Consider the following 13,323-nt stretch of genomic DNA (forward strand, 5'->3'; position numbering starts at 1 on the left):
ATGCGGCTGACGATCATCGGCATCAACTTCACCCCGGAGGTCACGGGTGTGGCCCCGTACACCACCGCCCTCGCCGCCGGCCTCGCGCGACGCGGTCACGGCGTCACCGTCATCACCGGTGTCCCGCACTACCCCCAGTGGCGGGCCGACCGCTCCGGGCCGCGTCGATTCATGACCGACGACGGCGTGCGGGTCCACCGCGTCAGCCACCCCGTCCCCCGGTCGCCGGGAACTCTGGGTCGCATCAGGATGGAGGCGGTGTTCGCCCTTCGCGCGATGACCGCGAGATGGCACCGCCCCGACGTGGTCATCGCGGTGAGCCCGGCACTGCTCTCCGCAGCCGCCGTCACCGCGCGGGCACGGAAAGCCCGGATCCCGGTGGGTGTCGTGGTCCAGGACATCTACACCACCGGTGCCGCCGAGATGGGGGTCCTGCACGGCCCGGCACAGGCTGCACTGCAGTCACTGGAACGGCGCACGCTCGCCGGGGCGGACGGCGTCGTCGCCATCCACGACCGATTCATCGACACCCTCACCCGCGCGGGAGTGGAGCGCGACGCGGTGTCGGTGGTGCGTAACTGGTCTCACGTCTCCGCCGACGCCGCGGCCGCACGAGAGGCGACGCGGGCAGAACGGGGGTGGGGGCCTGATGACGTCGTCGTCGTCCATGCGGGGAACATGGGCCGCAAACAGGCCCTCGAGACGGTCGTGGAGGCGGCACGTCTCGCAGATCGTCGACGCTCGCGCGTCCGCTTCGTCCTGATCGGCGACGGGAATCAACGTGCGTCGTTGCAACGACTCGCGCATGCGATCGATCGCGTCGAGTTCACACCCACTTTGCACGAACGCGAGTACGTGTCCGTCCTCGCGGCGGCCGACGTCCTGCTCGTCAGTGAGACAGCGGGTCTCACCGAGATGGCCCTGCCGAGCAAGATCACGTCCTATCTCGTCGTGGGGCGCCCGATCGTCGCCGCGACGCCGGAGGAGAGCGTCGCCGCCGACGAGATCAGGTCCTCGGGTGCCGGGATGGTCGTCGCGCCAGGCGATCCGGCCGGTCTCCTCGACGCGCTTGTCACCGCCGCTGCCGACGAATCCCTCGTCCGGCAGGCGGCGCTGCGCGGTCCCGATCATGCCCGCCGCATTCTCGGCGAGACCGAGGCGATCGACGCCTATGAGGCGTGGTGCCGCGCTCTGGCCGAGCGGCGTACCGGGGAGCCGCGGTGCACGACGAGTCCCTCGGCGGACAACCGCGGAGTCGGTGCATGAAGGTATCGGTCGTCATCCCCACCATCGGTCGAGCGTCGTTGTCGACCGCGATCGATTCCGTTCTGGCGCAACGGTTCGACGGCGAACTCGAGTTGATCGTGGTCTCGGACAGCGTGGTGATCCCCGAGTTGGCGGCCGACAACCGAGTTCGTCGTCTCCGGGTGGGTCCTGGCGCGGGTGCGAATGCAGCACGGCAGTGCGGAATCGATGCCTCTTCCGGTGACGTGATCGCCCTTCTCGACGACGATGACGTCTGGCGTGCCGACAAGATCGCCTGCCAATTGCGCCACGCCGCGATGCGGGTGGACCTCCATGGGTCGCACCCGTGGGTGTCGGCCACCTCGACGACGGTCACCACGCACGGGCGCACGAAGGTGTGGCCCCGCAGAGTGATCACCGCACACGAGGATTACGCCGAGTACATGTTCCGGCTCCGTTCGGTGCGTATGGGCGGGAGCTTTCTCCAGACGTCCACGATGCTGTTCCCCCGCTGGATCGGACGCGACGCTGTCCGGTTCGACCCGTCGACGGGAATCCACGACGATTTCGCCTGGATGCTCGACTTCCGCGACGCGTTTCCCACCGCGCCGATCCTGCAGACATCCGAGCCGTTGGTCGCCTACGCCGCCTCGGACAACGGGATCTCACACAGTTTCGCCGTCGACAAGAGCGTCCGCTTCGGCAGGACGCGCCTCGCGGACCGGCCGGATCTGCTGGCCGACTTCCTCCTCACCTTCCCGGTCACCAGAGCTGTCGACCTCGCCGATCACCGTCGGATCAGAGCCCTCATCCGCGAAGCCGTCCATGTGGGACGTCCTTCCCGTCACGCGCTCGAACGGGCAGTCATCGAGCACACGCGCGCAGTGGTGCGATCGTCGATCTCCCGGAGGAAGGCGCCCCGGTGACCACTCCCCTGGTGTCCGTGGTCACGATCAGCCTCGACGACATTCGGGGACTGCGACACACCATCGCCGGCGTCAGCGCGCAGGATCACGAGGCGGTCGAACACATCGTGATCGACGGGGGCTCGGGACCCGAGGTCCGAGCCATGCTCGAGGCAACGCCGAACATGGCGTACTGGCAGTCGCAGCGCGACGGCGGACGATACGACGCGATGAACATCGGACTCGCCCACGCGACCGGGAGCATCATCTGGTTCATGCACTCCGGTGACACGTTCGCCTCTCCGCAGTCGATCTCGACGGCGATAGGCGCGGTGGGTGCACCCTCTGCCGGGTGGTGGGCACACGGGATGGCGCGACTCGTCGATCGCGCCGGCCGCTCCCGCGGCCTGATGGGACAGAAGGAGTTCAACCTCGCCCGCTTCGCTGCCGGCGGCGTGGCCATCCCCCACCAGGCCACCTTCTTCCATCGCGCCCTCTTCGACGAGATCGGCGTGCATGACCTCTCGGTCGGACTCGCCGCAGACCAGGAGTTCATGCTGCGCGCAGCTCTGCGCCGACCACCCATCGTCATCGACGAGATCCTTTGTGACTTCGACATCTCCGGCGCAGGGTCGACCCGCGGTGTCCATCCTCATTTCGTCGACATGCGTCGTGCCGCGCGCGCTCACATCGAGATGTCCGCGTCGGCGCGTCTGGCCCACCTGGCGCGCTCCTACATCGTCGAGGCGAGGAGCCACATGGCGTACGCGCGTCTGCGAATGCGTGTGCGCACGCGATGACATCCTCAGGCGGAGTCGCACCGAGGCGTGGTGGCCACGGCCTCGACGCCGCCGAACGACGTTCACTCGTCCTCGGGGTCGTCATACGCGCGGTCGGCACCCCAGCCGTCGGCTTGCTGGGTCTGCTGAACACCGCGCTCGTCATCCACCACACCGACGCGCGGACCTTCGGCGTGGTCAGCACGGTCGCAGCGGTCGCGCTGTTGTTCCCCTTCGCCGACCTGGGCGTGGGGGCGGCGGTCACCACCGCCAGCGCGCAGTGGACGGACGGGGCCATCACCCGGGCGCACTACCTCCGTGTGCTGCGGCGCGCCGGCTCGGTGCTGGCCTCCGTGACCGTCGGGATATGGACGCTGGCAACAGCCGCATGGGCTTTCGACGGATGGGGACTGCTCTTCGGGGACAGCATCAGCAGATCCGAGAGCACACCATTGTCGATCGCGCTGGCAGTGTTCGGACTGGCCGTGCCGCTCAGCGCAGGCCTTCGACTCCTGACGGGATTGGGACGCAACCACATCGCCGTCGGTGTCTCACTCAGCGCGGCGGCGTTCACGGTGATGGCAACAGCACTCCTCGTCGGCGTCGACGCGCATGGGTTGCTCTACGCCGTCCCCCCCGTCATCGGACTCGCCCTGTCCGGGTTCGTCGCCCTCGTGGTCGCGGCGCACATCGTCCGACAGACCGGGACCGCTGCCGCCGATGGCGGTCGACCCGTCCTGCCCGAGCGATTGCTGGCGGGTTCGGCGTCGATGTTCGTCATCTCCATCGGACTGCCCGTCGGCCTGCAGTGGGGTCGTCTCGTCGTCGCGCACTCCGGCGATGCCGCAGATCTCGCATCCTACGGTCTCGCCGCCCAGCTCTATGGAATGGGATGGATGGTGATCTCGACCGCCGGCACGGCGATGTGGCCGATATTCGTCCGGCGACGCGTGGATCCGCGGCGAACACTGCGATTGTGGCGAGCAAGCCTGTTGTGGTTCAGCACAACCGGCGCGGCGATCGGTGTGGTGTTCACCCTCGCCGCCCCATGGGTTGCGACCATCGTCTCCGGTGGGGAGGTGACCATCCCGACGGGGTTGGCCACCGCATACGGGCTGCTGCTCCTCGTCCAGAGCGTCCACCTCCCCACAGGCTCACTCCTGACGACACCGTCGGAGCTGCGTTGGCAGGCATGGTGTGTGGTCGCGATGGCGATTGTCAGCATGGGCTCGGCGGTGGTGTCGGTTCCGATGTTCGGGGCAACAGGTGCGGTCCTCGGATCGGTGGCAGGGGTGGTGATCGGGCAGCTGGTCCCCGACTTGACCTCGGCCAGGACGAAAGTTGCGGCAAGGAAATAGATTTGGCCCGTGGTCGTCCGGTTGGTGGACGGCGAAGGAACGCCAACTGCACATATGCTCCGGGCACACAATCGACACCTTGGAGCATGCGCATGGGCAAGCACAGCCCCGCACGACCGGCATCACATCCCATCGAACTCACCACCGCCGCTACTGTCGCTGCGGTCGCAGCGCTCTTCGCGACTGCAGGGTTCGCGCTCGTGGCGGCTCCGGCCGCCGCAGCGCCATCGAAGCCGGTCGCCTATGACGAGGGAGTCAAATCGAGCGCGAACCTCGTCGCGTCTTTGCTCCCGCCGAAGGTTCTCCCTCCCAACGCGGCTCCGACCAGCGTTCCCCCAGCCATCCTCGCCGTGCGCGGATCGTCCTCTGCGACCGCGTCCCCGACGCTCACCGGCGTCGGCAAGCAGGGTGGTCCGTCCTCCACCACGAGCCCGTCGACGTCGATCGTGCCGAATCTCGCCACGACCTTGTTCAGCGCGTTCCCACCGTCCCCGGCGTGGACCACGGTGACGCCGTCGGGCACAACCACCGTGAGCACCAAGTTCGCACCACGCATCGCGACGGTGACCACCACCCCATCCGCCTATGCCCTGGTGCCGGCCACACCCAATGGCGGCGGACTCGGAAGCCTCATCGCGATCTTCATCGGCGACGGTGTGTCGGCGGCGCCGGACTGCACCGGCGCGGCCTGCAACGGAGGAAACGCCGGACTGCTCTTCGGAAAGGGTGGCAACGGCGCCAACGGCGGATCCGGCGGGCACGGCGGCTTGATCTACGGCCAGGGAGGCAACGGCGGCGACGGTGTCAACGGAGGGGACGGAGGCGCCGGCGGTTTCGGCGGCCTGCTGTTCGGCAAGGGCGGCAACGGCGGTAACGGCTCGACCACCGGCGGAAACGGCGGAGCCGGAGGAGCCGGCGCGCTCCTGATCGGCAAGGGCGGCAACGGCGGCAACGGCGTGGCCGACGGAGGAAGCGGTGGCACAGGCGGTTTCGGAGGCCTCCTGCTCAGCAAGGGCGGCAACGGCGGCAACGGAGCCGCCGGTGCGACCGGTCAGCCCGGCGTGAACGACCCTGCCGGTGGCAGCGGCGGCAACGGCGGCGGAGGCGGAGGTGGCGGGATCCTCGGCATCGGCGGCGCGGGCGGCAACGGCGGGATCGGCGGCACCGGTGCCGCCGGCACGAACGGCGCCGACGGAACCAGCCCGGGCAGTTCGGGCGTCGGGGGTACTGACGGAGGCAAAGGCGGGAACGGAGGAAACGCCGGAGGAGGGGGCGGCGTGCTCCTCGGGTCGGTCGGTGCCACCGGCTCCAACGGCAGCGGCGGCACCGGCGGCGCCGGAGGGAACGGCGGGAACGGCGTCGCGGGTGCGAACGGTGCTGTTCCCTCTGCCGACGGCCAGGACGGCGGCAAGGGCGGCGAGGGTGGCAACGGCGGGGCCGGTGGTTCCGCGGGCACGATCGGCAGCGGTGGAACTGCGGGCATGCAGGGCGCCGGAGGCAACGGGGGCATCGGCGCGCAGGGCGGCAACGGGGCAGCGGGCACCGCGGGCACGAACGGCGCCGATGGCGCCGACGGCGCCAACGGCACGAAGACGCCCGGTGCCACGTCGGTGAACGACCTCACCGTCGCTGGCAAGAACGGAGCTGCCGGTGGGATAGGAACGGTCGGCGGCAACGGCGGCAACGGTGGCAACGGGGGTGGCGGCGGAGCGGCTGGTACCGGCTCCACCAACGGCACTGCAGGCGCCAACGGCAACGGCGGCAACGGCGCCGCAGGTGGCGACGGCGGTAGCGGCGGCGACGGTGGGAACGGTGGCGACGCGACCTCGCAGAAGCTCGGCGGCACCACCTACACCGGTGCCGGCGGAAACGGCGGAAACGGCGGAAACGGGGCGAGCGGTGGTGCCGGCGGGGCCGGCGGCAGCGCCGGGACCGGGGGAGCCTCCGGAACGGGGACGGCCGGCAGCGCCGGGTCCAACGGCACGAACGGAACCGGCGGAAACGGTGGAAACGGTGGTGACAGCACGCTGTTCGTCGGCGGAAACGGAGGTAACGGCGGCAGCGTGACTGTCGAGCACGGTGATGCCACCGGCGGAAACGGCGGAAACGGCGGAGACGGACGCTCCACCGTCGGCGAGGTCGGCAACACCAACCCGACGACAGGGCAGACCGGACTGGCCGGCGGCAACGGCGGTAACGGTGGCAATGCCGCAACCAGCGACCCGTCGGGGACAGCCTCTGGTGGCACCGGCGGCACCGGCGGCAACACCAGCAACCCGCGCAACGTGTCCGGCAGCAGCACCGCCGGTAGTGGCGGGTCCGGAGGTTCCGCAGTCGGGGGTACCGCGGTCGGTGGCAGCGGCGGCAACGGGGGCAACGCGACGAAGTCAGGCGACGTCGGCACCGGCGGGGCGGGTGGGTCCGCACAGGGCACCTCCGGCTCGTCGACCCCGGGGGCGAACGGATCGGCGGGAACGTCCTCGCGCTGACGCCGGCCTGAGGGCAGCAGCTCGGTCACTTCTCCCCGCGGTCCCGACGGATCACGGGGAGAAGTGCGTCGCGGCATGTGTAATGGGTGCAGGAAAGCGACGGGAGCAGAACCCATGAAGCGTGCACTCATCACCGGGATCACAGGACAGGACGGGTCCTACCTGGCCGAACTGCTGCTCACGAAGGGATACGAGGTCCACGGGCTGGTCCGCCGTTCGTCGTCGTTCAACACCAGCCGGATCGACCATCTCTATCAGGACCCGCACGAGGAAGACGCTCGACTCTTCCTGCACTTCGGAGACCTGTCCGACGGCGCGCGGCTGGTCACCTTGCTCGCCCGGATCGACCCCGACGAGGTCTACAACCTCGCCGCTCAGTCGCACGTTCGAGTGAGCTTCGACGAACCCGAGCACACCGGGGACACCACGGGGATCGGCTCCATCCGACTCCTCGAGGCCGTCCGCGTCGCGGGCGTCAAATGCCGGTTCTATCAGGCGTCGTCGTCGGAGATGTTCGGGGCGTCACCGCCCCCGCAGAACGAGGACACCCTGTTCTACCCTCGCTCGCCCTACGGCGCCGCCAAGGTGTACAGCTATTGGGTCACCCGGAACTATCGCGAGGCGTACGGACTGTTCGCGGTCAACGGGATCCTGTTCAACCACGAGTCACCCCGTCGCGGTGAGACTTTCGTGACTCGCAAGATCACCCGCGCGGTCGCCCGCATCAAGGCCGGCATCGAGCAACTCCTCTACATCGGCAACCTCGACGCCGTCCGCGACTGGGGGTACGCGCCCGAATACGTCGAGGGCATGTGGCGCATGTTGCAGGTAGACGAGCCCGAGGACCTTGTGCTCGCGACCGGGACACCCTGCACCGTCAAAGAGTTCCTGCAGACGTCCTTCGACCATGCCGGCCTGGATTGGGAGAAGCACGTACGGTTCGACGAGCGTTACCTCCGACCGACGGAGGTCGACGCGTTGGTCGGTGACGCCACACGGGCGGGGTCCGTTCTCGGGTGGAGCGCAACGGTGACGGCATCGGACCTGGCGCGGATCATGGTCGATGCCGACGTCGCAGCATTGGAATGCGCCGGCACGCCATGGATCGACAGACCGGCATTGCCCGGGTGGACCTCACCACGATGAGCACGGCCACGCCACGCCCACTGAATCGCTCCGCCACCGTCTATCTCGCAGGCCACCGCGGTCTTGTGGGTTCGGCAATCGCGCGGACCCTCGCAGCCGAAGGCTTCACCACCGTCATCGGACGCACCCACGCCGAGCTCGACCTCACCGATCGACCTGCGGTGTTCGCCTTCTTTGCCGAGACACGTCCCCAGGCCGTCATCCTCGCCGCGGCGAAAGTTGGTGGCATCGCCGCGAACAACGCCCATCCCGTCGACTTCATCAGCCAGAACCTGCAGATCCAGGTGAACGTGCTCGATGCCGCGCTCGAGTACGGTATCGAGCGATTGCTCTTCCTCGGATCCACCTGCATCTATCCAAAATTCGCCCCACAACCCATCCGCGAGGACGCGTTGCTGACCGGCCCTCTGGAGCCGACCAACGACGCCTACGCGATCGCCAAGATCGCAGGCATCCTGCACGTCCAGTCCGTCCGACGCCAGTACGGGTTGCCCTGGATCTCGGCCATGCCCACCAACCTCTATGGACCCGGCGACAACTTCTCGCCGGAAACGAGTCACGTTCTGCCGGCACTGATCCGACGCTATGAGACCGCCCGCCGAGAGGGCGCGTCCTCGGTGACCAACTGGGGATCAGGAACGCCGAGGCGAGAATTCCTGCACGTGGACGACATGGCAACCGCCTGCCTACACCTGTTGGACCACTTCGACGGGCCCCAGCAGGTCAACGTCGGGAGCGGCGTCGACCACACCATCGCCGAGATCGCCGAGATGGTGGCCGAAGCAGTCGGCTACACCGGCGATGTCCATTGGGACACCACCAAGCCCGACGGCACGCCTCGAAAGTTGACCGACGTCAGCACACTCTCGAACAGCGGATGGCGCCCGCGCATCTCGTTGCGTGACGGAGTGGCGAGCACCGTGGAGTGGTACCGGCATCACGTCGTTTAGACGCGGTGAACCCGAAACACCTACAAATTCGGTGTAGAAGGAATGGAAGATTCCTGGCCGTACGATCGTCGACCGTGAAGATGCGCTTCGGATAGCCGTCACTTACTCTTCGTCGGGGTTGAACAACCAAGAACTCAGAGAAGGCGAGCGGAGCTTGTCATCAGTGTCATCTACTCGTATGACAAATTCGCCGACCCGCACGGGCAAGCGGCCCGATATACAGGGCTTGCGGGCAGTTGCCGTCGGCCTCGTGATCGCAGACCACGTCTTCCATCGCCCCCACGGCGGATACGTCGGCGTAGACATCTTCTTCGTGATATCCGGCTACTTGATCACGTCGCAGCTGCTCAAGCAACAGACCGATGGCGGCCGCATCAGCTTTCGGCGCTTCTATACCCATCGCGCCCGGCGGATATTACCGATGTCGATCTTTGTTGCCGCGGTCACCGTCGCGCTCTCCTACGCAATATTCTTCCCGTCGCGCGCCAACCAATCAGCGATCGACGCGCTGTTCTCGATGGTCTTTGCCATCAACTGGAAATTCGCTACCGCCGGTGTCGACTACTTCTCGCCGATCGGTTATCAGTCACCCTTTCAACACTATTGGTCACTGGCGGTGGAAGAGCAGTTCTATCTTTTCTGGCCACTGGCCATCGTGCTCGTGGTTATGATTGATCGCCGCGCCGGACAGTCACGTCGTCGTCAGTGGCTGACCCCCGGACTGATAACCGCTATCGCCGCAGCAAGCTTCCTTCTCGCCATCTACCAGACCGCGTCAAACAGCAACTTCGCCTACTTTGCAACGTCGTCGCGAGTGTTCGAGTTCGCAACGGGCGCGGTGCTCGCAACCGTTCCTTCGGCAACGCGCGAAAAGATCATCTCTCATCGCCTCGGATCTCCTCTCTGTTCGGCCCTTCTCGTGGGCGGACTGGCGTTGGTGGCGTTTTCTGCTGTCGAGACTGCTGCCGGCAGTTCTCGATTCCCAGGACCGCTCGCCGCGCTGCCGGTCATGGGGACGGCCGCTGTCATCGCGAGCGGCTTTGGCTCGCCCGCAGCATTTCTCACCCGGGTCCTCGACAACCGTGTCATGACATATGTCGGAAACATCTCGTACTCGCTGTACCTCTGGCATTGGCCGATCGTCGTTTTCGTCACCGCTTCGTGTTCGCCGACGCTGCCTGTTCAAGCTGCGATGTTGGTGACAACTCTTGCTCTGTCGGCATGGTCTTTTCGGTTCGTCGAGGAGCCGTTCCGTAAGCTCGGCAAGAAGACGTACACCGACATCAAGGGGCCACCTTCGTCCCCGCGGCTGCTCGTTTCCGCCGTAGTCGCAGCTCTCGTTCTAAGCTCGTCGTTCTTGGTGTACACCGCGCACTCCCGGCCGGAGTCGGCGTCGGCGTCGGCACAGTCTGGGTTCGCCACCGCGGTGTCCGGGACAGCATTGAAGTCGCTGCAAGGCGAGATCACCTCAGCAGCCGATGCGACGCGCTGGCCCCCATTCGACTCGGCCGTCGACCGGATGATCCGAAATGGCGAGCAAGTTCCGAGCCGGTTCATCGAGTGCGGGGACGTCGTGGCGCTTCCTGTGGCCGACTGCACTTTCGGAACGGCTTCGGCGCCTCGAACCATCGTCCTCGTGGGTGACTCGATCGCCATGACATTCGCGCGCCCGCTTGAGCGTTTTGCAGATGCGAGCGACGGTCGGTGGAAGGTTCAGGTTCGCTCGATGTTCGGGTGTCCTTTCGTCGACATACAAACCCGTGACCCATCGTCCGCGATAGGTGCAGCGTGTCCCCATCGCATTGACGACAACATTGAGTTGATTCGTCGAGAAAAGCCGGATGCGGTGATGATCGTGAATTCCGACCAGTTCCCGCAGTATTCGCAGCAGGCGTGGGAGCGGGGGGTCCGCCGCCTAACCGACCGAATCGCACCAGACACCGGAAGGCTCTTACTCGCGTCGCCACCGCCTGCCGATGTTGCGATCGCGTCTTGTTACGCGCGGGTCAACAGCCCAAACACGTGCGCATCACGAGTCTCGACGAGGTGGGCCGAGCGCGCGGCGGCAGACCGCGGTCTCATGGAGACCTACCATGATGGGCAGTATTTGGACACTAGGCCGCTGTTCTGCACCGCACAGGGCATTTGTCCCGCCTTCGTGGGCAAAACTCCGACGAAGATCGATCTTGTACACATGAGTCCTGCCTACGCAACTGAGATCAGTCCGGCTTTTGCAGAGATGCTGGCTGATGCCGGGCTGCGCTGAGTCTAGGCATTACCCTTCCCGACTTGAACTGGTCCGACGGAACCACCCTCTCGAGCATCTGCCAGCTTGCCCGAATACAGACCAAATGTGCGCCGGAAACGGTTCTAATTGCTGGCATTCACGCGCTGCCACACGGTCGTGGTTGTTGGCGTCGAATAGCCGATCTTGAGCCCGATGAGCGAAGTTTTTACCCAGTTCGACAGCATCTCATGAGCAAGTTGATAGCGCGGACGGGTCGAATCATCAAGCAACAGCATCCCACCTGGCTTCACCTTGTTCACTGAGTGCTCAACGCAACTCACTCGTACCCTTCCATCAACGATCACGAGATCGAAGCCGTCGTTCGGGTAACGGCTGATCGATGCGGCGTAGTCATCGAAGTACCCGTCCTCAACGGGACTGTCAGCCGTCCCGGTCGTCGACTTCGACACCTCGAGGACCTCGACCTGCGACGGCAGCTTCGCCCGGAGCTCGGCCGCCCACTCGGGGTGATGCTCGACCACGGTCAGGTCCGCTCCGCGGTCAACCAGCCATAGCGAGGACCCGCCGCCCCCGTACTCGAACACCCGAGGATGCGCTGGGAGGTGAGCCTCGACGTGCTCCGCCACCGCGTATGGCCACCACGGTTGCCGCAGTTCCAGCGTCTCGACGCGGCGCTCCCTCAGCCAGCGCGGTAGGTAACGCAACTGCGAGGGATTGGCAGCAAGGAATCGACCAGTTGTCGCGAGGCTGCGGTATGACTCTGCGTTCGTCAACACTGCGTGATTATCTGCGACGTCGAACGGTCTCGCAGTTCGAGAGCATGAATGAACGCACCGCAACCCGTCCTTGCCCGTGAGCGCGATCAGTGCGTCCTAAGATGGCTCATGCCGATCGTGTCCTCCGTGCGCCGAGCACTGCGCCGTCGAGGTCTCGACGTCGTCCGGTACCCGGGATATGGACCCCCGGTGATGTTGGTCAAGATGCTGCACGCTGCCGGGGTGGACGTCGTCATCGACGCCGGCGCGAACGGCGGCCGCTTCGGTGAGGAGATCCGCGAGGTCGGCTGGTCCGGACCCATCGTGTCCTTCGAGCCGCTGTCCGAACCGTTCACGCGCCTGCACGCCGCCGCCGACGGTGACGCGCTGTGGACGGCGCACCAGTTCGCCCTCGGCGACGAGTCGGCGACCGCCACCATGCAGATCGCCAGCAACGCGGGCGAGAGCAGCTCGCTGCTGTCCATGCGCGACGAGCATCGGCGCGCGGCGCCCGGCATCACGCTCGTGGGCGAGGAGTCTGTCGAGGTGCGTCGGCTCGACGACCTGGCGAAGGATGTCCTCCCGGCCGACAGTCAGTGCTTCCTCAAAGTCGACACGCAGGGGTTCGAGGGCCGCGTCGTCGCCGGAGCGGAGAGCCTCATCCGGGATCGGTGCCTCGGCGTTCAGCTCGAGCTGTCGTTGGTGCCGATGTACAGCGAGGGGATGTCGCTGCAGGACGGTGACGACTTCGCCGCGAGATTCGGCTTCGAGACGGTCAGCATCTTCCCCGGATTCACCGACCTCACGACCGGCCGGATGATGCAGGTCGACGCCGTCTACATGCGACCTGGCGCGCTGTGACTGCCCCCGGGGCAGGTCGGCGACTTTCGGGATTCACCGGTCGCGGATACGACAAGGGCCGATCGCCGGGGGTGCAGGTCGCGTGGTTCGCCTGCCTCAACCTCGTCTTCGTTAAATGGTGGTGCCCAGCGCGCATGCGGGTTGCACTCTTGCGTGCGTTCGGCGCCGAGATCGGGTCCGGGGTACTCATCCGTCATCGGGTCCGCGTCCACTGGCCGTGGAAGCTCGTCATCGGTGACGATTGCTGGATCGGCGAGGGGGCGTGGTTGCTCAACCTCGAGCCCATCCGCATCGGACACGACACCGTCGTCTCCCAGGAAGCCCTGCTCTGCACGGGCAGTCATGACCGCCGGTCCCCGACCTTCGAGTTCGACAACGCGCCCATCGTCATCGGCGACGCGGTCTGGATCGCCGCCCGGGCCGTCGTCCTCCGTGGGGTGTCGATCGGTGACCGGTCGACTGTCGGCGCAGGCGCAGTGATCGCACGCTCCCTGCCGGCCGAGACCACCGTGCGAGGGAAATCGGACGCCTGACTCGTACAAAATTCGGCATCGTGAACCTATGATGTGAAACAACGCACGCAGGGT

12 protein-coding genes are annotated in these 13,323 nt (G+C 66.5%); 10 read left to right on the forward strand and 2 right to left on the reverse strand.

All coding sequences use genetic code 11. The features are described 5' to 3' along the window. The 4 genes from Q1A98_RS18505 to Q1A98_RS18520 are packed head-to-tail and all read left to right on the forward strand — an operon-like array spanning position 1 to position 4,287. Positions 1-1,266, forward strand: coding sequence for a glycosyltransferase family 4 protein (locus Q1A98_RS18505; RefSeq protein ID WP_299576159.1), 1,266 nt, complete (start codon positions 1-3; stop codon positions 1,264-1,266). Beyond that, positions 1,263-2,171: a glycosyltransferase family A protein gene (locus Q1A98_RS18510; RefSeq protein ID WP_299576161.1), complete on the forward strand. Its 909-nt coding sequence runs from the start codon at positions 1,263-1,265 to the stop codon at positions 2,169-2,171. Before Q1A98_RS18505 ends, Q1A98_RS18510 begins: the two co-directional genes overlap by 4 nt. Further along, positions 2,168-2,950, forward strand: coding sequence for a glycosyltransferase (locus Q1A98_RS18515; protein ID WP_299576163.1), 783 nt, complete (start codon positions 2,168-2,170; stop codon positions 2,948-2,950). The genes Q1A98_RS18510 and Q1A98_RS18515 overlap by 4 nt, the downstream gene beginning before the upstream one ends. After that, positions 2,947-4,287 carry a hypothetical protein gene (locus Q1A98_RS18520; protein ID WP_299576165.1) on the forward strand — a complete coding sequence of 447 codons (1,341 nt, stop codon included), beginning with the start codon at positions 2,947-2,949 and terminating at the stop codon, positions 4,285-4,287. Before Q1A98_RS18515 ends, Q1A98_RS18520 begins: the two co-directional genes overlap by 4 nt. 241 nt (positions 4,288-4,528) lie before the next feature. Here the strand turns inward: Q1A98_RS18520 and Q1A98_RS18525 are convergent, their stop codons facing one another. After that, on the reverse strand, positions 4,529-4,861 hold the full coding sequence (locus Q1A98_RS18525; protein WP_299576167.1) for a hypothetical protein: 333 nt from the start codon (positions 4,859-4,861) through the stop codon (positions 4,529-4,531). On the opposite strand from Q1A98_RS18525, the gene Q1A98_RS18530 reads away from it, so the two are divergent. From Q1A98_RS18530 to Q1A98_RS18545, 4 genes are all read left to right on the forward strand, one after another. Further along, on the forward strand, positions 4,851-6,776 hold the full coding sequence (locus Q1A98_RS18530; protein WP_299576168.1) for a hypothetical protein: 1,926 nt from the start codon (positions 4,851-4,853) through the stop codon (positions 6,774-6,776). The genes Q1A98_RS18525 and Q1A98_RS18530 overlap by 11 nt on opposite strands. Before the next feature lie 114 nt (positions 6,777-6,890). Next, complete coding sequence (gmd, locus tag Q1A98_RS18535) at positions 6,891-7,922, forward strand: GDP-mannose 4,6-dehydratase (protein WP_299576170.1); 1,032 nt, start codon at positions 6,891-6,893, stop codon at positions 7,920-7,922. After that, on the forward strand, positions 7,919-8,872 hold the full coding sequence (locus tag Q1A98_RS18540) for a GDP-L-fucose synthase (RefSeq protein ID WP_299576555.1): 954 nt from the start codon (positions 7,919-7,921) through the stop codon (positions 8,870-8,872). Before gmd ends, Q1A98_RS18540 begins: the two co-directional genes overlap by 4 nt. 178 nt (positions 8,873-9,050) lie before the next feature. Next, complete coding sequence (locus Q1A98_RS18545; protein WP_299576172.1) at positions 9,051-11,138, forward strand: acyltransferase family protein; 2,088 nt, start codon at positions 9,051-9,053, stop codon at positions 11,136-11,138. A gap of 104 nt (positions 11,139-11,242) precedes the next feature. Here the strand turns inward: Q1A98_RS18545 and Q1A98_RS18550 are convergent, their stop codons facing one another. After that, complete coding sequence (locus Q1A98_RS18550; RefSeq protein WP_299576174.1) at positions 11,243-11,896, reverse strand: class I SAM-dependent methyltransferase; 654 nt, start codon at positions 11,894-11,896, stop codon at positions 11,243-11,245. 108 nt (positions 11,897-12,004) lie between these two features. Between Q1A98_RS18550 and Q1A98_RS18555 the strand changes: the two genes are divergently transcribed. Together Q1A98_RS18555 and Q1A98_RS18560 are read left to right on the forward strand one after the other, a co-directional pair. Further along, positions 12,005-12,736, forward strand: a complete 732-nt coding sequence (locus tag Q1A98_RS18555; protein ID WP_299576176.1) for an FkbM family methyltransferase — start codon at positions 12,005-12,007, stop codon at positions 12,734-12,736. A 134-nt stretch (positions 12,737-12,870) separates the two neighbouring features. After that, on the forward strand, positions 12,871-13,269 hold the full coding sequence (locus Q1A98_RS18560) for a DapH/DapD/GlmU-related protein (protein ID WP_366943479.1): 399 nt from the start codon (positions 12,871-12,873) through the stop codon (positions 13,267-13,269). The last annotated feature ends 54 nt before the right edge of the window (positions 13,270-13,323 follow it).

Origin of the sequence: uncultured Williamsia sp., assembly GCF_947494875.1 — a bacterium.
GTDB lineage: Bacteria > Actinomycetota > Actinomycetes > Mycobacteriales > Mycobacteriaceae > Williamsia_A.

Excerpts from the sequence above, each read along its gene's own strand:
- Q1A98_RS18505 (WP_299576159.1), top strand. The coding sequence starts at position 1 with ATGCGGCTGACGATCATCGGCATCAACTTCACCCCGGAGGTCACGGGT.
- Q1A98_RS18510 (WP_299576161.1), top strand. The coding sequence starts at position 1,263 with ATGAAGGTATCGGTCGTCATCCCCACCATCGGTCGAGCGTCGTTGTCG.
- Q1A98_RS18520 (WP_299576165.1), top strand. The coding sequence starts at position 2,947 with ATGACATCCTCAGGCGGAGTCGCACCGAGGCGTGGTGGCCACGGCCTC.
- gmd (WP_299576170.1), top strand. The coding sequence starts at position 6,891 with ATGAAGCGTGCACTCATCACCGGGATCACAGGACAGGACGGGTCCTAC.
- Q1A98_RS18540 (WP_299576555.1), top strand. The coding sequence starts at position 7,919 with ATGAGCACGGCCACGCCACGCCCACTGAATCGCTCCGCCACCGTCTAT.
- Q1A98_RS18545 (WP_299576172.1), top strand. The coding sequence starts at position 9,051 with ATGACAAATTCGCCGACCCGCACGGGCAAGCGGCCCGATATACAGGGC.
- Q1A98_RS18555 (WP_299576176.1), top strand. The coding sequence starts at position 12,005 with ATGCCGATCGTGTCCTCCGTGCGCCGAGCACTGCGCCGTCGAGGTCTC.
- Q1A98_RS18560 (WP_366943479.1), top strand. The coding sequence starts at position 12,871 with ATGCGGGTTGCACTCTTGCGTGCGTTCGGCGCCGAGATCGGGTCCGGG.